This is a genomic window from Demequina sp. NBRC 110057 (assembly GCF_002090175.1).
Classification (GTDB): Bacteria; Actinomycetota; Actinomycetes; order Actinomycetales; family Demequinaceae; genus Demequina.
In genome coordinates this window covers 179,075-200,461 of sequence record NZ_BBRN01000006.1, presented here as the reverse complement: position 1 = coordinate 200,461, position 21,387 = coordinate 179,075, and the positions used below count along the sequence as shown (strand labels likewise).

18 protein-coding genes and 3 tRNA genes are annotated in these 21,387 nt (G+C 71.1%); 15 read left to right on the top strand and 6 right to left on the bottom strand.

From position 1 onward, the window contains the following. Positions 1 to 90: 90 nt before the first annotated feature. Positions 91 to 1,767 (bottom strand): phosphoglucomutase (alpha-D-glucose-1,6-bisphosphate-dependent), encoded by a 1,677-nt coding sequence (gene pgm / locus B7K26_RS11760; RefSeq protein WP_084079394.1) that lies wholly within the window; start codon positions 1,765 to 1,767, stop codon positions 91 to 93. 129 nt (positions 1,768 to 1,896) lie between these two features. Here pgm and B7K26_RS11755 point away from each other — a divergent pair, with 129 nt between their 5' ends. Together B7K26_RS11755 and pheA are read left to right on the top strand one after the other, a co-directional pair. Continuing rightward, complete coding sequence (locus tag B7K26_RS11755; RefSeq protein ID WP_234998803.1) at positions 1,897 to 2,841, top strand: glycosyltransferase; 945 nt, start codon at positions 1,897 to 1,899, stop codon at positions 2,839 to 2,841. After that, positions 2,838 to 3,776 carry a prephenate dehydratase gene (gene pheA / locus B7K26_RS11750; protein ID WP_084079392.1) on the top strand — a complete coding sequence of 313 codons (939 nt, stop codon included), beginning with the start codon at positions 2,838 to 2,840 and terminating at the stop codon, positions 3,774 to 3,776. Before B7K26_RS11755 ends, pheA begins: the two co-directional genes overlap by 4 nt. A gap of 81 nt (positions 3,777 to 3,857) precedes the next feature. On the opposite strand, the gene B7K26_RS11745 is transcribed toward pheA, so the two are convergent. Both B7K26_RS11745 and B7K26_RS11740 read right to left on the bottom strand, forming a co-directional pair. Continuing rightward, entirely contained in the window at positions 3,858 to 4,784 is a 927-nt protein-coding gene (locus B7K26_RS11745; RefSeq protein WP_084079391.1) for an endonuclease domain-containing protein, read from the bottom strand. 142 nt (positions 4,785 to 4,926) lie between these two features. Then, positions 4,927 to 6,084, bottom strand: coding sequence for a diacylglycerol kinase family protein (locus B7K26_RS11740; protein ID WP_084079390.1), 1,158 nt, complete (start codon positions 6,082 to 6,084; stop codon positions 4,927 to 4,929). Positions 6,085 to 6,124: 40 nt separating this feature from the next. Between B7K26_RS11740 and serS the strand changes: the two genes are divergently transcribed. From serS to B7K26_RS11720, 4 genes are all read left to right on the top strand, one after another. Next, on the top strand, positions 6,125 to 7,396 hold the full coding sequence (gene serS / locus B7K26_RS11735; protein WP_084079389.1) for a serine--tRNA ligase: 1,272 nt from the start codon (positions 6,125 to 6,127) through the stop codon (positions 7,394 to 7,396). Between the two features lie 2 nt (positions 7,397 to 7,398). Beyond that, positions 7,399 to 8,265, top strand: coding sequence for an HAD family hydrolase (locus B7K26_RS11730; protein ID WP_084079388.1), 867 nt, complete (start codon positions 7,399 to 7,401; stop codon positions 8,263 to 8,265). A gap of 125 nt (positions 8,266 to 8,390) precedes the next feature. Next, positions 8,391 to 9,251 (top strand): HAD family hydrolase, encoded by an 861-nt coding sequence (locus B7K26_RS11725; RefSeq protein WP_234998802.1) that lies wholly within the window; start codon positions 8,391 to 8,393, stop codon positions 9,249 to 9,251. A gap of 40 nt (positions 9,252 to 9,291) precedes the next feature. Beyond that, on the top strand, positions 9,292 to 10,524 hold the full coding sequence (locus B7K26_RS11720; protein WP_084079387.1) for an AGE family epimerase/isomerase: 1,233 nt from the start codon (positions 9,292 to 9,294) through the stop codon (positions 10,522 to 10,524). A 12-nt stretch (positions 10,525 to 10,536) separates the two neighbouring features. Here the strand turns inward: B7K26_RS11720 and B7K26_RS11715 are convergent, their stop codons facing one another. After that, positions 10,537 to 11,496: an NAD(P)H-quinone oxidoreductase gene (locus tag B7K26_RS11715; RefSeq protein WP_234998822.1), complete on the bottom strand. Its 960-nt coding sequence runs from the start codon at positions 11,494 to 11,496 to the stop codon at positions 10,537 to 10,539. Between the two features lie 178 nt (positions 11,497 to 11,674). Here B7K26_RS11715 and B7K26_RS11710 point away from each other — a divergent pair, with 178 nt between their 5' ends. The 6 genes from B7K26_RS11710 (at position 11,675) to B7K26_RS11685 (ending at position 18,792) form a co-directional block, all read left to right on the top strand. Further along, entirely contained in the window at positions 11,675 to 16,699 is a 5,025-nt protein-coding gene (locus B7K26_RS11710; protein ID WP_084079385.1) for an ATP-binding protein, read from the top strand. A 62-nt stretch (positions 16,700 to 16,761) separates the two neighbouring features. Further along, positions 16,762 to 17,202 (top strand): roadblock/LC7 domain-containing protein, encoded by a 441-nt coding sequence (locus B7K26_RS11705; protein WP_143340694.1) that lies wholly within the window; start codon positions 16,762 to 16,764, stop codon positions 17,200 to 17,202. A 14-nt stretch (positions 17,203 to 17,216) separates the two neighbouring features. After that, positions 17,217 to 17,609, top strand: coding sequence for a DUF742 domain-containing protein (locus tag B7K26_RS11700; RefSeq protein ID WP_084079383.1), 393 nt, complete (start codon positions 17,217 to 17,219; stop codon positions 17,607 to 17,609). Further along, positions 17,590 to 18,192 carry an ATP/GTP-binding protein gene (locus tag B7K26_RS11695; RefSeq protein WP_084079382.1) on the top strand — a complete coding sequence of 201 codons (603 nt, stop codon included), beginning with the start codon at positions 17,590 to 17,592 and terminating at the stop codon, positions 18,190 to 18,192. Before B7K26_RS11700 ends, B7K26_RS11695 begins: the two co-directional genes overlap by 20 nt. Positions 18,193 to 18,262: 70 nt before the next feature. Continuing rightward, positions 18,263 to 18,694, top strand: a complete 432-nt coding sequence (locus B7K26_RS11690; RefSeq protein ID WP_084079381.1) for a PIN domain-containing protein — start codon at positions 18,263 to 18,265, stop codon at positions 18,692 to 18,694. A gap of 9 nt (positions 18,695 to 18,703) precedes the next feature. Further along, positions 18,704 to 18,792, top strand: a tRNA-Ser gene (locus B7K26_RS11685). A 27-nt stretch (positions 18,793 to 18,819) separates the two neighbouring features. Here the strand turns inward: B7K26_RS11685 and B7K26_RS11680 are convergent. Beyond that, on the bottom strand, positions 18,820 to 19,197 hold the full coding sequence (locus B7K26_RS11680) for a helix-turn-helix transcriptional regulator (protein WP_084079380.1): 378 nt from the start codon (positions 19,195 to 19,197) through the stop codon (positions 18,820 to 18,822). 226 nt (positions 19,198 to 19,423) lie between these two features. Between B7K26_RS11680 and B7K26_RS11675 the strand changes: the two genes are divergently transcribed. The 3 genes from B7K26_RS11675 (at position 19,424) to B7K26_RS11665 (ending at position 20,228) form a co-directional block, all read left to right on the top strand. After that, positions 19,424 to 19,514 (top strand) — tRNA-Ser (locus B7K26_RS11675). Positions 19,515 to 19,597: 83 nt separating this feature from the next. Continuing rightward, a tRNA-Arg gene (locus B7K26_RS11670) sits at positions 19,598 to 19,670 on the top strand. 165 nt (positions 19,671 to 19,835) lie between these two features. Continuing rightward, positions 19,836 to 20,228, top strand: a complete 393-nt coding sequence (locus B7K26_RS11665; RefSeq protein WP_234998801.1) for an SHOCT domain-containing protein — start codon at positions 19,836 to 19,838, stop codon at positions 20,226 to 20,228. Between the two features lie 114 nt (positions 20,229 to 20,342). On the opposite strand, the gene B7K26_RS11660 is transcribed toward B7K26_RS11665, so the two are convergent. After that, positions 20,343 to 21,386 carry a hypothetical protein gene (locus B7K26_RS11660; protein WP_084079379.1) on the bottom strand — a complete coding sequence of 348 codons (1,044 nt, stop codon included), beginning with the start codon at positions 21,384 to 21,386 and terminating at the stop codon, positions 20,343 to 20,345. Position 21,387: the final 1 nt, after the last annotated feature.

Below are 21,387 nucleotides of genomic sequence, written 5' to 3'. Positions count from 1 at the left end.
CGGTCCCGCCGCGCACGCGAAGAGGCCCCCACCCCGGGTGACCGGGGTGGGGGCCTCTCGCGTAGGGGGCCAAGCCCCGGCATCGGCCGTTTAACTGTCGAGGGCCTCCGAGACAAGCTTCTTCGCTGCGTCCTGGACCTCGCCAAGGTGAGCCTCCGAGACGAAGCTCTCCGCGTAAATCTTGTAGACGTCCTCGGTGCCGGACGGGCGGGCGGCGAACCAGGCATCGGCCGTCGTCACCTTGAGGCCGCCGATGGCGGCGCCGTTGCCGGGCGCCTCGGTGAGCTTCGCGGTGATCCCCTGGCCGGCGAGCTCGGTGGCGCGCACCTGCGAGGGGCTCAGCTTCTTGAGCGTGTCCTTCTCCGCCTTGGTGGCGGCGGCGTCGACGCGGGCGTACCAGCTCTCGCCAAGCTCAGAGGTGAGCCCGGCGTGGATCTGCGACGGAGTGGTGCCGGTCGCGCCGGTGATCTCCGACGCGAGCAGGCACAGCAGGATGCCGTCCTTGTCGGTGGTCCACACGCGGCCCTCACGAGTGAGGAACGAGGCGCCCGCGGACTCCTCGCCGCCGAACCCGGTGGTGCCGTCCATGAGTCCGGGCACGAACCACTTGAAGCCCACGGGGACCTCCTCGACGGTGCGGCCGATCTTGCGGCCCACGCGGTCGATGAGGCTCGACGAGACGAGGGTCTTGCCGATGCGCGCCGAGTCCGACCATGCGGGGCGTGCGCCGCCGTACAGGTAGGAGATCGCGGCGGCAAGGTAGTGGTTGGGGTTCATGAGGCCGCCGTCGCGCGTCACGATGCCGTGGCGGTCGGCGTCGGCGTCGTTGCCCGTCGCGATGTCGTACGGGGCGTCGCCCGCCATCAGCTCGCGCAGGCTCGCCATGGCGGACGGCGAGCTGCAGTCCATGCGGATCTTGCCGTCCCAGTCGAGAGTCATGAAGCGCCACGTGGGGTCCACGTTCGGGTTGACCACGGTGAGGTCGAGGCGGTGCTCCTCGCCGATCGCGCCCCAGTAGTCGACGGCCGCCCCGCCGAGAGGGTCGGCGCCGATGCGCACGCCGCCGTCGCGGATGGCGTCGAGGTCGATGACCTTCGGCAGCTCGGCGACGTAGGCGGCCATGAAGTCGTAGCCCGAGACGTTCGAGGCCTTGCGCGCCCGCTCGTAGGGGATGCGCTTGACCTGCTTCCAGCCGCCGCCGGTCATGATCTCGTTGGCGCGCTTGGCGATCCAGCTGGTGGCGTCGGTGTCGGCGGGGCCGCCGTGGGGCGGGTTGTACTTGAAGCCGCCGTCCCGCGGGGGGTTGTGGGAGGGCGTGACGACGATGCCGTCGGCGAGGCCGGGGCCGGACAGCCGCAGGCCCTGCGGGGTCGCGGCGCCGTTGGCCACGAGGATCGCCCGGCTGACAGACGGGGTGGGGGTGAACTTGCCGCGGGCGTCCACACGGACGTCGACCTCCGCGGCCGCGAGCACCTCGATGGCGGTCTCGGCGGCGGGGCCGGACAGCGCGTGGGTGTCGATGCCGAGGAACAGCGGGCCGTTGGTGCCCTGGGCCGTGCGGTACTCGACGATCGCCGCCGTGGTGGCGACGATGTGCGCCTCATTGAAGGCCGTGTCGAAGGCGCTGCCGCGGTGGCCGGAGGTGCCGAACACCACTTGCTGGTCCGGGTTCGCGGGGTCGGGGACAAGGTCGTAGTAGGCGCCAAGGAGGGCGTCCACGTCGATGAGGTCCTGGGGCTGGGCGGGAGTTCCGGCGCGCTCATGCATGGTGCTTACTCTTCCACCGGTGTGGCCTGTGCGGCAACGGCTCGTGGTCCTGAGAATTTCGTCACGAATGCCTCACATTCTTCTCAAGGGTTGACCAAGGCTCCTGGTGGGCGCACTAGGCTGGTGGTCGTGGTTCCAGCACGTGCGTCGTCCCCGTCGCCGTCGGCCGATGACGGCACCGACGGCACGCCCACGCGCGCACGCAAGCCGGCCGCGTCATCGGGCCGTCGCCAGGGCGCGTCGCACGAGCCGAGCGTCCACCACTCGCGTCCCCGCCCGTCACGGTCGCGGCGCGGGGTGTCGCGCGTCGAGGACCTCCATGTCGCGGCGGCGCTGATCGTCGCTCATGACTGCGCGCGCCGCATCGCCGCGACGGTGCGCGCCGCACTGTCGATCCCCGGCGTCGACCTGGTGCTGGTGGTCGACGACGGCTCCACCGACAACACGCAGGAGCTCGCACGCAAGGCCGGCGCCGTTGTGGTGCGTCACTCGCACCCGCGCGGGCGCACCGCCTCCGTCGAGACCGGCGCGTCCGTCATCGCGATGCGTGACGAGCCCGGCCGGGAGCCGCGCGCCATCCTCCTGATCCCCGGCGTGGTGGGCCATCACGCCGTGGGCGCCGCCCCGCTCGTGGCCGCCGTCACCGAGCACGTTGCGGACCTGGTGGTCGCACGGGCCGGCGGCCGCGGGCGCGCGGAGGGTCCGACCGCCAAGGTCGCGCGGGTCGCCGTGGAGCGCGCCTCCGGGTGGACCCCAGAGGAGCCTCTCGGTCCCGTGCGGTGCCTGACGCGCGAGGCGCTTGAGGCGGCGATGCCGCTCGCGCGAGGCGCAGGTCTCGAACTTGCGATGACTCTCGACGTGTTGCACGCGGGCCTGACCGCGACCGAGGTGGTGTGCGATCTGGGCGACGTGCCGCGGGCCGGCTCTCTCGACTCCGGGCGTGCGAGGGTCTCGCGTTACCGTGATGTGATGATGGCGATCAGCGCGCGCCGTATGCGCGGGGCGCTGTCGTCGACGCAGGCCGCGATCGGATCCCGACTGCCGGGACGCGGCGACTCCGAGGAGGACGAGTGACCGATCTGCCCCGCTACGCCTATCTGGGGCCGGCCGGCACCTTCACCGAGGCCGCGCTGCGCACCATGGTCGCGCCCGACGAGGCCGAGTACGTGCCGTGCGTCGACGTCCTCACCGCCCTGGGCGCGGTGCGCTCCGGCGAGGTCGACTACGCGGTTGCCGCGATCGAGAACACCGTCGAGGGCGGCGTCACAGCGACGCTCGACACGCTGGCCAACGGCGAGCCGCTGGTGATCCTGGGTGAGGTGGTGCTCCCCATCGCGTTCGAACTGCTGGTGCGCGAGGGCACGGAGCTCGATGACATTGCCGCCGTGAGCGCGCACTCCCACGCGTGGGCGCAGGTGCGCCGGTGGGCTAACGCGACGCTGCCGCGCGCGGAGTTCGTGTCGGCCACGTCCAACGCCGCAGCAGCGGTCGCGCTTGCCGACTCGTCGCGCTCGCTGACGTCACTCGGCTTCGAGGCTGCGCTCGCCCCTCCCGGCACGGGTGAGGCGCTCGGCCTCACGGTCCTTGCCGACCGCGTCGCCGACAACGTGACCGCGGCAACGCGCTTCGTGAAGGTGGGGCGGCCGCAGTCGGCGGGCGAGCCTACGGGCGCGGACAAGACCACCCTCGTGGTGCACCTGCCGACGGACGACTCCGGCGCCCTGCTGCGCATGCTCGAGCAGTTCGCGGTGCGCGGGGTGAACCTGTCGCGGATCGAGTCGCGGCCCATCGGCGACCGTCCCGGCGAGTACTCTTTCTCGATCGACGCCCTAGGCCACGTGGCCGAGGCGCGCGTCGCGGAGGCACTCGTGGGGCTCAAGCGCACCTGCCCCGTGGTGCGCTTCCTCGGCTCCTATCCGGCGGCCGAGCGCGGACTCACCCCCGTCGCGGTCGACAACACCGACGAGTCCTTCACCAGGGCCCACGCCTGGGTCCAGTCCCTCCTCTAACCCCCCGTCAAATGGATCCATTTGGTTCGCCTAAGGGTCTAAATGAGGGGAAATCGACCGCAGAGTGACGCGTCGCCTCAGTCATCGGAGCGCGACACGCGCCCGCACTGCGGCTAGGAGCTTCTCGCGGCACCAGGCCGGTCGACGCGTAACGTCCTCCCAAGTCAGTCGGATCACGGTGTAGCCCTCGGCAGCGAGAAGCGCATCCCGTTCCACGTCCGCACGACGGGCCGCGTCGTCAGAGTGATAGCGGGCGCCGTCGAGTTCGACGGCCACGCGGGCGCGCCGATGAAGCATGTCGGGGTGGAGCGTGACGCCGTCGGAAAGACGCACGGGGGCCTGGCGCTCCCACCGCGCCCAGTCAGGACCCACAAAGACCTCGGTGGCGGCAATGTGTTCCAACACCGTCGTCACGCCTTGCTCCGAGAGCGCGACGAGCGCGAGCATCTCCGCACGCCGCGGAAGACGTCCGTGGGCCTCGATGCGCCTACGCAGGCGCGCGACGTTCACCACGCCGTCGCGGAGCGCGTCGAGGAGGAGCCCACGGCGGTCATCGGGCGCTGACCGGCGCCATGCGACGACGACCGCATCCTCGGGTGAGGTCACCGGAATGCCGTCGACGGCATCGGCCTCCCACTGTTGATCCGTGCGTAAAACGTCGACATAGTGCGGCCGGGCGAGCCGCAGGTCGCGGGGAAGGACGACGTCGATGCGCGCCGCATCGGCCGCTTGCCAACCACTCAACTGCAGGGCGGCTCTGCCGCTGACGAGGCCGTGCGGTGCCATCCAGAGAGCGACAGCTCGGAGACGACACGTGAGGTCAACCGCGTGATCGCGGTGCGCGTAGATGCCGGGCGCGAGTCTCGCGGCGAAGCCGAGACGGATCGCCTCGTTGAGGGTGCGTCGGCTCCACTGGGACTCGAGCTCGTCCCGATGCCACGGTCGCACGGACGTGTGGAGAGCGGCGCTAAGCGCGCCGATGGCTGGGGTGGAGCGGCGTCGCGTCATGCCTCGCCACGGTAGGCGGACGCACGATGCAGTCGCCCGGTGCGGCGTCAGTCTGTGGAAAACCGCGGCGACGGCTCGGGCGCCGCGGTGGATTTCCCCTCATCTAGACCCTTAGACGAGCCAAATGGATCCATTTGACGGATTAGGGGGTGGTGCCCACCGGGACCCTGATCAGCAGCGCGCCCGGCTGGATGCGCCCGTGGATACGCTGCGCCCGGCCCAGGGACTCGCCGTCCACCTGGACCCGCTGCGGCCCCTCCATCTCGATGGTCACGGTCCGCCCGCGCTTGTGGTCGATGCGCGACGTACGCCAGGTCCGCAGCAGCTCGCTCTGCTTGATGCCGGCGCCCTGGGCCACCACGGAACCGAACAGTTCCGTCCAGCCCACGAGCCCGCCGCGCGCGTCGAGCGTCGCGATGTCGAGCTCACCGTCGGAGACGGAGGCATCGGGGATGAGCTGCAGCCCACCGGGGAGCTTGCCCGCGTTCGCGAGCAGCACGGTACGCATCTCGGTGGCGACGGCCTCGCCCTCGTCGACCGCCACGGTGGCCTTGATGCGCTTGTCTCCCAGGTGCTCCACCGCGGCGAAGAAGTAGGCGAGCCAGCCCAGGCGCTTCTTCAACACAGGATCGGCCCCGGCGACCATCTCCGCGTCGATTCCCGCGCCGGCCATGACGAGGAACAGGTGCGACCCATCCTCGCCGTGGCCGGGGAAGGCGCGCTCGATGTCGAGCCAGCCCACGTCCACCCGCGCCTCCGCGCCCTCAAGCACCGTGCGCAGCAGCGCGCCCGTGTCGGTCAGCGGCAGGTCGAGGTTGCGCGCGAACAGGTTGCCCGTGCCCAGCGGGATGATGCCCATCGCGACGTCCTCGCCCGCGAGGGCCTCGGCGACCGCGCGCACGGTGCCGTCGCCACCCACGGCGACCACCACATCGGCCCCCGCATGGATGGCGTCGCGCGCCTGTCCGGTGCCGGGGTCTGCCTCGGTGGTGTGGATCCACATCGGCTCGGGGAGGTAGCGGATCGCGCACGCGCGCATGGCCCGCTCGCGCAGCTCGGCGGTGCCGTCCTTGGTGGGGTTGACGATGAACGCGACCTTGGAACGACGCTCGGCCTCACCCGTGAGCGCGCCGCCCGCGGGACCGGGCACGGCGGGCTCGATGCGCAGTGTGCGTCGCCAGAATCGCGGCACCGCGAGGGGGTCGCGCCGGCCCAGATGCCTCGCGATGGTCACGGTCAGCGACAGCGCTACCAGCGCGAGGACCAGCGCCACCACGGAGATCACGATCGCCCACACCATGGTCAGAGCCTAGCGACCGCCCCCCGTTAGACTCGCGGTCATGATCGACCTCAAGCTGCTGCGCACGGATCCCGATGTTGTGAAGGCCAGCCAGCGATCCCGCGGCGACGACCCCGCGATCGTCGACCAGGTGCTCGAGGCCGATGCCGCTCACCGCGCCGCGCTCGCCGACTTCGAGACCAAGCGTGCGGAGCAGAAGGGGCTGGGCAAGCAGGTGGCCCAGGCCCAGGGCGACGAGAAGCAGGTGCTGCTCGCCCGCACCAAGGAGCTGGCAGCGGCGGTCAAGGAGGCACAGGCGGCGGCCGATGCCGCGGCCGCCCGGGCCGTCGAGCTCGCCCGGTCGCTGGGCAACATCCCCGAGCCCGGCGTGCCGTCGGGCGGCGAGGACGACTTCACTGTCCTGCGCCACGAGGGCACCCCGCGCGACTTCGCCGCCGAGGGCATCGAGGTTCAGGACCACCTCGCGATCGGCGAGGGTCTCAAGGCGATCGACATGGAGCGAGGCGCCAAGGTCTCTGGGGCCCGCTTCTACTTCCTCACCGGCATCGGCGCGCGCCTCGAGCTCGCGATCCTGAATGCCGCGATGAACCTCGCCTACGAGCGCGGCTTCTCGCCGACGATCACCCCCACCCTGGTGCGCCCCGAGACGATGGCCGGCACCGGCTTCCTCGGCAAGCACGCGGAGGAGATCTACTACCTCGAGCGCGACGACATGTACCTGGTGGGTACCTCCGAGGTGGCGCTCGCGGGCTACCACGCCGACGAGATCATCGACCTGGCCGACGGCCCCAAGCGCTACGCCGGGTGGAGCGCCTGCTACCGCCGTGAGGCGGGGTCGGCCGGCCGCGACACCCGCGGCATCATCCGCGTCCACCAGTTCCACAAGGTGGAGATGTTCTCCTACGCCCACGCGGAGGACGCCGCCGCCGAGCACGAGCGTTTCCTGTCCATCGAGGAGGAGATGCTGAAGGCCCTCGAGCTGCCGTACCGCGTCATCGACACGGCGGCCGGCGACCTGGGCTCGAGCGCGGCGCGCAAGTTCGACTGCGAGGCGTGGCTGCCCAGCCAGGAGCGGTGGATGGAGGTCACCTCGACCTCGAACTGCACCACGTATCAGGCGCGTCGCCTCAACATTCGTGAGCGTGTCGAGAAGGGCACCACCGCGGTGGCGACCATCAACGGCACCATCGGCACCACCCGCTGGCTCGTGGCGCTGCTTGAGAACCACCAGCAGGCCGACGGCTCGGTGTACGTCCCCGAGATTTTGCGTCCGTACCTGGGCGGGGTCGACTACCTGCAGCCGGTCGCCTGAGCGTGACGGCGGGAGGCCTGCGGTTCGACCTGGACCCGGGCGCGCCCGTCATGGTGGCGCTCGACATCGACGACACCTGCGCGTTCCAGGAGAGCATCGACGGCACGCGCACGCTCGGCGTCGTCTCCGCTCCCGTCCAGGAGGCGATCGAGCGCGTGCGGGCCGCGGGAGTTCACCTGGTCTTCGCGACGGGCCGCCAGACCTTTTCTGCCGTGTCGATGGCGCGCCAACAGGGGTGGGGAGACCTCGACCTGCTCGCCTCGCAGGGCGCGGTGACGGTGCGCATGGGGGCCGATGCTCGCGCGCACGAGGTCACGTCCCGCCGCACCTTCGACGCGCGCCCGGCGATCGCCGCGCTGCGTGCCCGCTACGTGGACCTCGCCTACAGCGTCGAGGGCGCCGACGGAGGTCACGTCGTCGGGGTGGCGCACCCGCCCGGCACCGTGTTCGCGCCCGCCGCGAGCACCATGACGGAGGCCGATGCCGAGGCCACCACCGCTCTCATGCTGTCGAGCGTCTCGGCTCACGGCCACGAGATGCACGCCGTCATCGAGCACCTCGATCTCAGCTGCCACCACTTCACCGAGTTGGGTGCGGGTTGGGTGGACGTCTCGCCGCCGGGGGTGACGAAGGCCTCGGGCCTCGAGGAGTTGCGGCTTCGCTATGGCGTGCCGCGAGGCAACACGGTCGCCGTCGGGGACGGCGCCAACGACCTGCCGATGTTCGCGTGGGCGGCGCACTCCGTCGCCATGGGGCAGGCGAGCGCCGAGGTGCGCGCCGCGGCCGACCACGTCACCGGCACGCTCGCCGACGACGGCGTGGTGGAGGTCCTTGACGCTGTCACGCGGGCCGTCGCCGCGGTCGCGTAGGACGCCCGCGCCGCTCCTGGTGGCCGGTTTTCCGGCACCAGCGCGCGTTTCGAGCCGCAAATGCGGACATTTGCGGCCGGGGGGGAGGGGGAGGGGCGGGCGGCGCGCTGTCGTAGGCTCGTGGCATGACGCCGGCCCCCGAGGACATGCGCCCGCCACTCGAAAATGACGCCTGGGGCCTGCTGGGCCTCGACATCGACGGCACCCTGATGCACTGGGGAGGCGAGATCTCGCCCGCCGTCATCCGCGCCGTCGAACAGGTCAGGATGTGCCGCAACCACGTCATCCTCGCCACCGGTCGCAACATCCTCGGCACCCTCCCCGTCGCCGAGATGCTCGGCATCCGCCGTGGCTGGGCGGTGTGCTCCAACGGCGCCGTGACCATTCGGCTCAATCCGGCCACGCCCGGCGGATACGACATCGTCGAGACGGTCACGTTTGACCCACGCGCGGCGCTCGAGCTGGTGCGCGACGAGATGCCCGATGCGTTCGTCGCCGTCGAGGACCTCGGCGTCGGCTTCCGCGTGAGCCAGGAATTCCCGATGGGTGAGCTGGTGGGCCGTCAGCGCGTCGTGGAGGACTTCGACGAGCTCTCCGCCGGCGAGGCGACCCGCGTGGTGATCCGCGCCCCCGGCGCCGACGTGAGCCACTTCGACGACCTCGTCCACCGCATCGGCCTCAACGACGTCACCTACGCCGTCGGCTACTCGGCCTGGCTCGACCTCACGCCGCCCAACGTCACCAAGGCGTCTGCGCTCGAGCAGCTGCGCCGCCAGCTGGGCGTCTACCCCGACCACACCGTCGCGGTCGGCGACGGCAACAACGACATCGAGATGCTGCGCTGGGCCGGGCGCTCGGCTGCGATGGGCACCGCGCCGCAGCAGGTCAGGGAGGCGGCCGATGAGGTGGTCGCCTCGGTCGAGGACGACGGCATCCTCGCGGTGCTGGAGCGGATGATCGACCCGGACCGCCTGGCGGTCCTGTAATCCCTGGTCGCGGCGCACCGCGCGTCGCTACTCTGGCCGCATGGCCTGGCTCACGTCCCCCTCTCACCACCGTTGGCTCGAGTCGGAGTCGCTGCGCCTGATCGACTTCGCGCGCGCCTCGCGCCACCCCGCCGGGGGCTTCGGCATGCTGCGGGCGGACGGCACCCTCGACGAGGCGGCCGACGTCGAGCTGTGGGTGACGTGCAGGATGACGCACTGTTTCGCGCTCGCGGCGCTCATGGGGCATCCGGGTGCCGGCCCGCTCGTGGACCACGGCGTGGACGCCCTCACGGGGCGTCTCCGTGACGCGGAGCACGGCGGCTGGTTCGCCGCGGTGGGCGCCGATGGCCCCACCAACGCGGCGAAGGAGGCCTACGGTCACGCCTTCGTCATCCTCGCTGCCTCCTCCGCCGTCGCCGCCGGCCGTCCCGAGGCGCAGGACCTGCTCGACGAGGCGCTCGCCGTCCACCGGGAACGGTTCTGGGATGAGACGCAAGGCATGAGCCGCGAGGCGTTCACGCGCAAGTGGGGCGAGATCGAGAACTACCGCGGCATCAACGCCAACATGCACACAGTCGAGGCGTACCTGGCGGCAGCGGACGTGACGGGCGACAAGTCCTATCTCCATCGCGCGGCCCGCATCACCGAGCGCGCCGTGCACGTCTTCGCTCGCGAGCACGACTGGCGTCTTCCCGAGCACTTCGACGACTCCTGGGACCCGCTGCTGGGCTATCACGAGGACGAGCCCGCGCATCCGTTCCGTCCCTACGGCGCGACCATCGGCCACTGGCTCGAGTGGGCGCGCCTCACGCTGCAGGTCGCCGCGTCGCTGCAGCAGTCCGGCCTCGAGCCGCCCGCGTGGATGCGCGAGGACGCCGCCGAACTGTATGCGGCCGCCGTGCGCGAGGGCTGGCACGTCGACGGCGACGCCGGCTTCGTGTACACGGTCGACTGGGACGGCAAGCCGGTGGTGCGCGAGCGTATGCACTGGGTGATCGCGGAGGCGATCGGCGTGGCCGCCGCCCTGTGGCGCACCACGCGCCGGCCCGAGTACGCGGCCGACTACGAGCGCTGGTGGGACTTCGCCGGCGCCCACCACCTCGACCTCGGCCAGGGCTCGTGGTGGCACGAGCTGGCGCCCGACCTCACCGTGTCGGGCACCGTGTGGCCCGGGAAGGTGGACGTCTATCACGCGCTCCAGGCGACGCTGCTGCCGCGGCTGCCGGTGTCGCCGGCGCTCGCTGCCTCGCTCGCGGCGGGCAACCTCGGCTGAGCCGACGCCCGGTTAGGGAATCAGCAGCAGCTTCCCGAACACGTCGCCGCCGTCGAGGGCCCGATGCGCCTGCCCGGCCTCCGCGAGGGGATAGGTGGCGTGGATGAGGGGCCGCACGGCGTCGGGGACGAGCGGCCACACGTCGCGCCGGACGCCGGCGACGATCGCCGCCTTCTCCTCCAGCGGACGCGCCCGCAGCGTGGTGCCGATGACCCGCGCGCGCGACGAGAGGAGGCGGCCAAGGTTCAGCTCGGCCGTGGCGCCGCCCTGCATGCCGATGACGACGAGCGCGCCGCCCGTGCGCAGCGCCCGCAGGTTCCTGTCGAGGTAGGCAGCCCCGATGACATCGAGGATCACGTCGGCGCCGCCCGCGGCACGGAGGATCTCGACGAAGTCCTCCTCGCGGTGGTCGACGCCGCGCTCGGCTCCCAGCTCCTCGCAGCGTCCCGCGCGCTCGCGGCCGCCTGCGGTCGCAAACACGCGCATGCCCATCGCGGCGCCCATCTGGATGGCGAGTGAGCCCACCCCTCCCGAGCCGCCGTGGACCAGGAGCGTCTGTCCGGCCGTGGCATCGGCCGCCGCCAGGTTGGACCACACCGTGCAGGCGGCCTCCATGAGCCCGCCCGCCTCGACGAGGCTCAGCCCGGTGGGCACGGGCAGCACGAGCGACTCGTGGACCGCCACCAGGTCGGCGTAGCCACCACCCGCGAGCAGCGCGACCACCTCGTCGCCCTCGGAGATGCCGGCGACTCCCGCGCCGAGCGCCGCCACGCTGCCCGAGACCTCGAGGCCGGGGTGCGCTGGTGCTCCCGGCGGAGGAGGATAATGTCCCTGACGCTGGAGGACGTCGGCGCGGTTGACCCCCGCGGCGGCCACCCGGATGACCACCTCGTGGTCGCCGGCGATCGGGTCCGCCCCCTCACGAAGTGCGAGGGTTTCCGGTCCTCCAGGAGACAACGGTGTGGAAAAGATCACACGATCCGCCCGGAGTTTCGCGTCATAGCGGTCACCATATAGCGTCTCAACCTGCAATGGGCCACGTGGGCTTCAGGTTTGAGGCGGCGCCGCCGATAACGGTGAAGTCCGCTCGCAACGCGGGGCATGTCGAGATTCGCGTGACCCGGGCGGCGGCTCGTGAGGGAGAGGGTTGATGCTCCAGAGGCTTGGTATTCGCGGGAAGATCCTCGCGGTAGTCGCGGTGCCCATTCTGGTGCTCGTGCTCGCCGCGGCGTTCATCACCGCGTCCGCGGCACAGACCTTCACCTCCGCACAGAACTCCGAGGATCTCATTGCGACCCTCGGGCAGGCGCGCGAGCTCGAGACGGACCTCCAGGAGGAGCGCCTCCTGTCCGAGCAGTTCTCTCACACCATCCAGGACGGTGAGGACAAGCTCGACGAGGCCTACGAGTTCACGGACACCGCACTGTCGAACCTCGAGGCCGCTGCGGGCACCTCCGAGGAGCCCGACGCGACGGACGAGTCGACTGACGAGTCGGACGACGCATCGGCCACGGACGAGTCCGAGGAAGACACGACGCCTGCCGTCGACGGCGAGGCCCTCATGGCAGACGTCGACGCAGCCATCAACCGCACCTCGGGCGGCTACATGGAAGCCGCTCGCGCGGTGCAGATCGCGGCCCCCGCCGAGGAGGGCGGATGGGTGCAGTTCCCCTCCGCCGAGGACATCGAGTCGATGCAGGCCGCCTACGCGGACGCGGTTGCTGCTGTCGACGAGATCTCCGCGGGCCTGCCTGACGGTTCCGGTCTCGACATCCCGCTCGCGGCCCTGAGCTTCCGCCTCAACTACGAATCCGAGTCGGCGGCGGCGCTGTTTACCGAGCCTCTCGCCTACGAGGAGCCGCTCGAGGCCGTGTGGGAGCGTGTCGACGCCGGTGTCCAGGGCCTTCTCGGTTCCTCCGAGAGACTGGCAGGCAACGAGGCGAACGAGCGCGCCGTCGAGGCGCTGCTGTCCGGCCAGGACGCCGTGGCGAGCCTGCCGAACACGCGCGCCGCGGTGCGCGCCGCCACCGTCAACGTGTCTGCCGTCATCAACGGTTACACGTCACTGATCGGCACCATCGTGTCCGCGGCCGACGACGTCTCCGTTGCGATGTCGGACCGTGACCTGGTGACGAGCGTCCAGGCCTACGGCGATCTCGATGGCCTCATCGAGAACATGCGGTACGAGGAAGTCGTCATCGACCGCCTCATCCGTGAGGGAGCGTTCCTCCCCGGTGAGGCCGCGACGGCACGCACCATGACCGCCCGCACGGATATCTCGCTCGAGGAGGCGCAGGACTCGTCCGCCGCCGTCGAGGGCGCGGAGCCGGTGCCGGCATTCGGAGCCTCGGCGAGTGTGCTGGATGGCACCGCGAGCTCGTTCCAGACTGTCCGTACGCAGGTGCTGACCGGCCTCGACGCCTCGCTCGTCGCGGAGCGCGACTCCGGCTGGTCGGACGAGGTCGACACCGAGGTCGCGGCCTACGAGCCCCTGCGTGATGAGATGTGGACCACCGTGACGTCCACCGCGTCGAACGACACCCAGGCCGCGCTTGCCCAGGCGATCCTGACCGGTCTTGCCGCCATCGCGATCGTCATCGTGTCGATCATCATCGCGCTCGTGATCGCGCGCCGCATCATCGGCCCGCTGCGCCGCCTGACGACGACTGCGACCGCGGTCCGCCAGGAGCTGCCGCGACTGGTGGAGCGAGTCGCGCTGCCCGGTGAGGACGTGGACGTCACCGAGGTGCAGATCCCCGTGGAGTCGCAGGACGAGGTCGGCCGTCTGGCCGAGGCGTTCAACGGTGTTAACGCGGCAACGCTGTCCATCGCAGCCGAGCAGGCTGCGCTGCGTGGCTCCATCTCCGAGATGTTCGTCAACGTCGCCCGTCGCGACCAGGTGCTGCTGAACCGCCAGCTGTCCTCGATCGACGACATGGAGCGCACCGAGGACGACCCGGAGACGCTCACCAGGCTGTTCGCCCTCGACCACCTCGCGACGCGAATGCGCCGTAACTCCGAGTCGCTGCTGGTGCTCGCGGGTATCGACACCGGTCGTCGCCTGCGCCGCCCGATGCCGCTGTCCGACGTGGTCCGCACCGCGTCGTCCGAGATCGAGCTGTACGAGCGCGTCGACCTGCACCTCGACGACGACCCCTCGATGCTGGGCCACACGGCACTGACCGCCGCCCACCTGTTCGCCGAGCTCCTCGAGAACGCCACCGTCTTCTCGGACCCCGGCACGCGCGTTTCCGTGCGCACCGCCGCCGTCGACGGTGGATTCGCCGTCGAGGTCGAGGACCACGGCATCGGCATGACCGAGTCCGAGGTCGCCGAGGCGAACGCCCGCGTAGGCTCCACCGCCGCGTCCGAGATCCTCGGTGAGCAGCGCCTGGGCCTCTTCGTGGTCGGCCGCATTGCGCGCCGCATCGGCGCCCAGGTGGAGGTGCGCTCCGAGGAGGGTCGCGGCACCGTCGCCACCGTGATGCTTCCCACCGCGTTGTTCGCGGGGGCCGATGGCACCCCCACCGAGGCCGCGTCGCCGGCGCCTGGCCAGGTGTCGATGGCCGTCGACGAGGCAGTCGAGGCTCCCGCGCCCGTGCTGGCCGCCTCGCCCGAGCGCGAGATCGCCGCCGGACCCGCCTACACGCCAGCCGCCGTCCAGGAGGGCGCGAGCCTGTCCGGGCGCGACGGCGACCTTCCCGCCCGCGGAGGCGAGCTGCCGAGCCGCGGTGGCGACCTTCCCGCCCGCGGAGGTGCCGTGCCGGCCGCAGCCGCGGACCCGCACTCGATCGACGCCCTCATCGCGGCCGATGCCGCCGCGGCCCCGTCCGCGCAGGAGGCCGACGTCGAGGGTCTCACCGAGGGCACCAACGCCGCGGGCCTGCCGACCCGTCGTCGCCGCACCCCGCAGACGCCGTCGGCTGACGGCTCGCTTGCCGGCGTGGTGCCGGTCGTGGGCCTCCCCGCCCGCGCCACCGAGGAGCAGCTGTCCGCCCTCGACGCCGAGGCAAGCGGTGGCTTCACGCCGACCGTCGCCCCGAGCGAGGTCGCGCCGCAGTCGGCCGATGAGCGCGCCTCCATGTTCCGTGGCTTCCGTTCGCGTCGCGAGACCGAGCAGGCGGCCGCGGCCTCCGACCTCGACGCGGCGACCGAGCAGCCGCTCGCGATCCCCGCGCTCGACGACGACTCCTCCGAGGCGCACGAGTCTGCGCCTTCGGCCCCGACCGCCGAGAGCGAGCACGACCGCCACTGGGGCGCCACCGCCGCCGGTGCCGGGGCGCTCGGCGCCGCCGCCTTCTTCGGCGCACGCGGCCGTTCCCGCGAGGACGAGCCGCAGGCCGAGGACGCGACAGCATCGGGCGACGTCACCCCGGCCGAGCAGCCGGTGATCGAGCCCGAGCCGATCCCGACCTTCGCCCTGGAGCCCGACGAAGCGGCAGGGGTGAGCGGCTTCCGCCTTCCCAAGTTCGACCCGTCGACCACCGGCCAGATCCCCGTCATCAGCGACGAGGTTGCCGACGAGCACGCCGCGTCCTCGTGGGAGACTCCCGAGGCGTCCGAGCCCGCGGCCCCCGCGGTGCCGGAGGCCATGAACGCCCCCGCGATCCCGTGGCTCGTCGAGGACGAGCCGGTGGCCGATGCCGCCGACGAGTCGCCCGCGGCCGAGCACATCCCGACGTTCGCGTTCGAGCCCGACGAGGACGAGGTCCCCGCCACGGATGCCGCGCCGCAGTGGGACGCGACGCCCGCTCCCGAGCTCGAGGACATCGCCGCGGCCGTGGCGGACGAGGCCCCGGCCTACGAGCAGGCGGCGGACGAGGCCCCGGCGTACGCGGCCCCGGCGTACGAGGCCGAGCAGCCGGCCGATGCGTCGGCGTGGGCACGGTCCGCGGAGCCGGTCGCGGAGCCCGTGGCAGAGCCCGAGCCAGTGGGGCCGTTCTCGTTTGACGAGGCAGTGGCGGCGCCCGACGCGACGTCGGCACCCGAGCCCGCGGCGCAGCCGTACTTCCCGGCCGACGCCGAGGGTGTGACGCCGGCCTGGGCCCGCGTGGCCTCGACCCCGGCCGCCCCCGAGGAGGCGGAGCCTGCGGACTCGACTCCGTTCGCCGGAGTCGACTCCGTGGCCCTCGACGAGGCCCCGGCGTCCGAGTCGCCGCAGCTCGACGACCTGATCCAGAGCGCCGTCGAGGAGGACCACCGCCCGGGCTTCTTCTCGCGCCTGTTCGGCCGCGGCCGCAAGGACGACGAGGCGGAGACGCCCGCTCCGTCGGCCCCGTCCGCGCCCACGGCGTTCGCCCCGGTCGTCGAGCCTGTCGCCGCACCGCCCGCGGAGACGGCGCCCTCGGGCCTGTCCGCGGCGTCGGCCCCGACGGCCTTCGAGCCCGGCGAGGCGTCGTTCGCGCCGAGCCAGGCCACCTTCGAGCCCGGACCCGCGGGGGAGCCCGCGCCGGCATCGGCCACCGCCGAGGAGGCGCCGCAGACGCCGAGCCGAGGCTCGCTGTTCTCGGCCATGCCCGTGGCCAGCTTCGAGCCCGAGCCGCAGCCGGAGCCCGAGCCCGAGCCTGCGCCGCAGGCCTTCGCCCCCCAGGCGTTCGAGCCCGAGCGGTACCAGGCGCCCACCGCGTTCGCCCCGCAGGCCTTCGAGCCGCAGCACACGGAACAGGAGCACTCGGAGCCGCAGCCCGCATCGGCCCCGACGGCGTTTGAGCCCGTCGCCCTTCCCGAGCAGCAGGCACCGGAGGTCGAGCAGTTCTCCGCCGAGGAGCTGGCGCAGGCGCACGGCTGGGAGGCCGCGGGCGAGAGCGCGCTGCAGGCCGCCGCGCCCGAGTCGGCGACCACCTACCAGCCGATCATCCGGCCCGAGGAGCGCGACGGTGGCGACACCGATGTGGCATCGGCCGTGTTCTCGGAGCTCAGCTCGCTTGCCGCGGAGCGCCCCAAGATCGAGAAGACGCGCGCCGGGCTGCAGAAGCGCCGCCAGTCGGACGCGCCGCCGGTCGAGGTCAAGCCGCTCGAGGAGGAGGTGGCGGTGACGCCCGCCGAGCGCGATGCCGACGCCGTCCGCAACCGCTTCAGCGCGTTCTACTCCGGCACCCAGCGTGCCCGTCAGGACGCCGCCGACTTCGATCGTGCCACGCAGATCGAGCAGGATGTGCACGGGGGCCAGGACTGACCATGACGACACCCGCAACCACGAATGTCTCCGCACCCGGAGCGTTACACCTAGGAGGACAGTTGCCCGAGCTCAGCGCTGAAGCAACCAATTTCGGATGGCTGCTGGACAACTTTGTCCAGACGGTCCCCGGCACGCGCCACACGCTCGTCGTGAGCGCCGACGGCCTGCTCATGGCCATGTCGAAGAACCTCGACCGCACGGGTGGCGACACGCTCGCGGCCGTGGTGTCGGGCATGGCGAGCCTCACGCGTGGTGCCGCGCGTCAGCTCCAGGCAGGCGAGGTCCGTCAGTCGATCATCGAGATGGACGAGCTGTTCCTCTTCCTGATGAGCGTCTCAAACGGCTCCGTCCTCGCCGTGGCCGCCGACTCGACGTGCGACGTGGGCCTCGTGGGCTACGAGATGACCCTCCTCGTCTCGCGCACCGAGAACGCCCTCACCCCGCAGCTCATCACCGAGATGCGTCAGAACCTGCCGACCGATGGACACACCCGCGTCTGAAGGATGTGAGCACCATGACCCACAGCGACGTGCATGACGACGACGAGGCCTACACGGTCCGTCCGTACGCCGTCACGGGCGGTCGCGTCAGCGCTGCGAGCAAAGACCTCCCCATGGAGGCCCTTGTCGAGTCCAGCGCCGACGTGGAGGCGGTGCGCGGGCTGACGCCCGAGAAGCGCACCATCCTGCAGCTGTCGACCGGTCAGTACCAGTCGGTCGCCGAGCTGTCCGCCCACACCCGTCTGCCGCTGGGAGTGGTGCGAGTCCTCGTCACCGACCTGGCAACCGAGAACCACCTCATCATTCACACCGGTGGAACCGCCGATGACAAGTCCACGCACAGCGAGGACGGCGAGATTTCCCTGAGCCTTCTGGAGAGTGTCCTTGATGGCATCGCAGCCCTCTGACGCGGCGGTCGCGACCGCTCCCGTCCACGTCGCCCCCACGGTCGTCAAGATCGTCATCGCCGGCGGCTTCGCCGTGGGCAAGACGACCTTCATCGGCTCGATCTCGGACATCGACCCCCTCAACACCGAGGCGGCGATGACGGAGAAGTCGATCGGCGTCGACGACGCCGGTGGCGTGACCGACCGCAAGACCACCACCACGGTGGCCATGGACTTCGGCCGCATCGCGCTTCCCGGCTCGCTGTGGCTGTACCTGTTCGGCACCCCCGGCCAGGACCGCTTCCTGTTCATGTGGGACGACCTGGTGCGCGGAGCCATCGGCGCCGTGGTCCTCGTCGACACCGAGCGACTCGACCAGTGCTTCCCCGCGGTCGACTACTTCGAGGGACGCGGCGTGCCGTTCGTGGTGTGCGTCAACTGCTTCGACGGCGTCGCCCGCCACACCCTCGAGGACGTGCGCGAGGCCCTGGGCATCCCGCCCGAGGTCCCCGTCATGTACACCGATGCGCGCGAGAAGGCCGCGACCAAGCAGGCGCTGATCGCCGTGGTCCAGCTCGCGATGCGACAGCTCAAGAAGGGCTGACACAGACGGCCGATGCGTGCGCAACGGCGCGCGCGCATCGGCTGACCTCTGCCGGGCTATCCTTGCGAGCGTGATCTACGTCGACGGCTCCGCGCTGGTGCGCTTCCTGCCCGGCGTGAAGTACTTCGACGAGTTCACCGCGTGGATCCTGCCCCGACTGGGGGAGGTGACCACCACACAGCTGGGGTATACCGAACTGCGCCAGGCGGCGGAGCTGTACCCGCGCGCGGAGAAGAACCAGGCCTTCGAGGTGGTGGAGCAGGTGCGCGCGCGCATCCCCTCCATCCGGTTTTCCGACAAGAACGTGGGCGTGTCCACGCACGCCGCGGCCGTGCTGAAGCCGTTTGCGGCGCTGCACCTGGGGGCGGCAGTGGCTCACCCCTCGATCGACACCATCGCGACGTACGATGCGGAACTCGCCCAGGCGGCCGAGCTGTACGAGCTGACGGTGGTCACCCCCGGTATGCCGGCGGGCTGGCACAATGGCACGGCCGGGGCCTAAACCGGCGTAGGAGAGTTGACCGAGTGGCCGAAGGTGACGGTCTTGAAAACCGTTGAGGCGTGTAAGCGTCTCCGTGGGTTCGAATCCCACACTCTCCGCTCATGAAGTGGCGTGGCGCCGACCCGCTAGCAGCAGGCGCAGGACGCCCCGCAGGTGACGTGGAGGACGCGCGACACCGCGCGCACGCTGTGCAGGCGTAGCCCGTAGTGGACCTTGGCGCCGTCGCGTCGCGCCGTGACCATCCCGGCGCCTTCGAGCTGGCGCAGATGGTGGTTGGCCGTCGCGGGCGTCACATCGAGGAGCGCCGCGACGTCCGTGGTCGTCATCTCGTGGCCCTCGCAGCAGCTGAGCGCCTGGAGGATCCTCACACGGTTCGCATCCGCCATGGCTCGCAGTCGTGCCGCGATGGCCACAGCGTCGTCCTCGGGCGCGAAGCCGGGGTCGCCCAGCGGCGCGCAGCACAGCGCCTCCGAGGCGTCGACCTGGGGAAGTGAGGCGGGCATGAGCCCATGCTCTCACAAGATTTGACATATGTCATAACTTCGGCCCATGCTTCGTGTTGAGACATATGTCGAAGGGAGGTGGGTGTGATGGAGAGCATGACTCAGTGCTGCGGCGGAGGCTGCTGCGGAACCGGCTGCTGCTAGGACCGCGGGGTGCCGGTCGCGGGCCTCGCGAACCCGCTTTGCTCCAAGGCTCCCGCGACCGGTACCCTGTACCCGCTGCACAGGAGACGTGACTGAGCGGCCGAAAGTGCATCCCTGCTAAGGATGTGATGGGGTAAACCCATCCGTGGGTTCGAATCCCACCGTCTCCGCCACGCGACGACGCATGGATCGGGCGAAAGTGGTCATCGACCGCCTCCCGAACCTGTATAGTTGTGTCTCGGTCCTCGCGGACCGTGCGCCCGTAGCTCAACGGATAGAGCATCTGACTACGGATCAGAAGGTTGGGGGTTCGAATCCCTCCGGGCGCGCTTTATCGAAAGGCCCCCGCCAGTTGGCGGGGGCCTTTCGCGTTTCTCGACGTGTCCGCTAGGAACATTCTCAGGTGCGGGACAATTCGACCAGCGGTCCAGTAGTGTGGTGGCCGTTCCGCGGTTCGCGGACGTCCCCGCGAAATACCGTTCTAAGGAGCCCCCGTGGAGTTCTTCAAGTCCTTCCTCGACCTGCTGTTCTTCAGCCTCTGGATCTTCGTCCTCGTGGCGTTCTTCATGGTGCTGTTCCGCGTCATCGTCGACATCTTCCGTGACCGCGAGCTCGGCGGCTTCGGCAAGGTGCTGTGGCTGATCGCGGTGCTGATCTTCCCGTTCCTCGGCATCCTCATCTACCTGATCGCCCGCGGTAAGGGCATGGCCCGCCGCGACGTCGCGCAGGCCGCCGAGGTGCACGCCGCCCAGGTCGAGTACACCAAGGGCCTGATGGGCGAGGCCGGCCCCGCCGGCGAGATCAAGGCGGCCAAGGAGCTGCTCGACTCCGGCGCCATCACGCAGGCCGAGTTCGACGCCATCAAGGCGAAGGCGCTCGCCAACTAAGGCACGAGCCCGAACGCTCTCGAGGGGCGGCGCGCGCGACGGTGGTCGCGGGTGCCGCCCCTTCGCCTTTCCGCGGTCGTGCGGGCGGCCGATGCGGTGGCGGGAGGCCGTGGGTTAGGTGACCCCGGCATCGGCCGGGTGGCCCTGCGCGTCAAGCGTGCGTCGCGTCACCTCGTCGCCGTCGGCGTGGACGATGCTGAGCGCGGCGCTGCGGCCGGCGGGCAGCAGGCGCACGGTGATCGACCCGGAGCAGGCGGCGTGGAGGATGCCGACCGTGGTCTCGACCATGCGGCGCAGCGCCTCGCCGTCCTCGACCGCGGTGCCGCGGTCGTCGAGGATCGTGACCTGGATGCCGCGCATGCGGGCGGCCTCCACTGCCTCGACGACGTCGGGGAGGGCAAGGGAGCGTCCCCTCACCCCATCGCGCAGCCGCGCCTCGGTGCGGGCGAACTGGGCGCGTTCGTCGGCGTCGAAGGGGCCTCCCGACCTGATGCGCTCGAGCAGCGGCACAGCGAGGCTCGCCAGTTCGGCGGCGCGGGTGCGACGGATCTCGAGCCCGGCATCGGCCGCCGCTGTCTCCGCCGCGGACGCGACCGCGCGTTCGCGCAGCGCCGCGATGCGGTCGGCGGTCGCGCTCAACTGGCGCGCGAAGAGGGTGGCGACGATGAGGATTCCCACGTGGCTGTTGGACATCATGACGGCTGCAAGCGCCCCGCGCCCGGTGAAGGCTCCCCACACGGCGCTCTGACCCAGCATGAGCGCCATGCCGAGCCATGCGGCACCAGGCCGTCCGCGCATGGCGAGGAAGAACAGCAGCCACGTGTTCGACCCCAGGTGCCACGTTGCCCTGCCGAGTGCGCCGGCGCCGGTGACGCCGCCGAAGACCAGCGCGGTCGACACGACCACCGTGGCCAGCACGATGGCCGTGTCGCGGCGCGGGAACGGGAACGGTGCCCGCTTCACGATCACCACGGCGCCGTAGCCGGCGACGGCCACGGCGAGGTAGGTCATCCAGGGGCGGGCGGCGACCTCGGACGTGCCGATCGCGAACAGCGCATTGGTGACGATGAACAGGCCGACGATGACCTTCGCCTCCCAGCTGTTCAGCGGCAGCAACCGGCCTCCCGTCGTCGCGGAACCCTCACTGAGGGTCGGCATG

What these genes read in the sequence shown, in the direction of transcription:
- B7K26_RS11710 (WP_084079385.1), top strand. Translation starts at nt 11,675, where the DNA reads ATGCTCCAGAGGCTTGGTATTCGCGGGAAGATCCTCGCGGTAGTCGCG.
- pgm (WP_084079394.1), bottom strand. Translation starts at nt 1,767, where the DNA reads ATGCATGAGCGCGCCGGAACTCCCGCCCAGCCCCAGGACCTCATCGAC.
- B7K26_RS11680 (WP_084079380.1), bottom strand. Translation starts at nt 19,197, where the DNA reads ATGCCCGCCTCACTTCCCCAGGTCGACGCCTCGGAGGCGCTGTGCTGC.
- B7K26_RS11725 (WP_234998802.1), top strand. Translation starts at nt 8,391, where the DNA reads ATGACGCCGGCCCCCGAGGACATGCGCCCGCCACTCGAAAATGACGCC.
- B7K26_RS11660 (WP_084079379.1), bottom strand. Translation starts at nt 21,386, where the DNA reads ATGCCGACCCTCAGTGAGGGTTCCGCGACGACGGGAGGCCGGTTGCTG.
- B7K26_RS11695 (WP_084079382.1), top strand. Translation starts at nt 17,590, where the DNA reads ATGGCATCGCAGCCCTCTGACGCGGCGGTCGCGACCGCTCCCGTCCAC.
- B7K26_RS11745 (WP_084079391.1), bottom strand. Translation starts at nt 4,784, where the DNA reads ATGACGCGACGCCGCTCCACCCCAGCCATCGGCGCGCTTAGCGCCGCT.
- serS (WP_084079389.1), top strand. Translation starts at nt 6,125, where the DNA reads ATGATCGACCTCAAGCTGCTGCGCACGGATCCCGATGTTGTGAAGGCC.
- B7K26_RS11720 (WP_084079387.1), top strand. Translation starts at nt 9,292, where the DNA reads ATGGCCTGGCTCACGTCCCCCTCTCACCACCGTTGGCTCGAGTCGGAG.
- B7K26_RS11740 (WP_084079390.1), bottom strand. Translation starts at nt 6,084, where the DNA reads ATGGTGTGGGCGATCGTGATCTCCGTGGTGGCGCTGGTCCTCGCGCTG.
- B7K26_RS11700 (WP_084079383.1), top strand. Translation starts at nt 17,217, where the DNA reads ATGACCCACAGCGACGTGCATGACGACGACGAGGCCTACACGGTCCGT.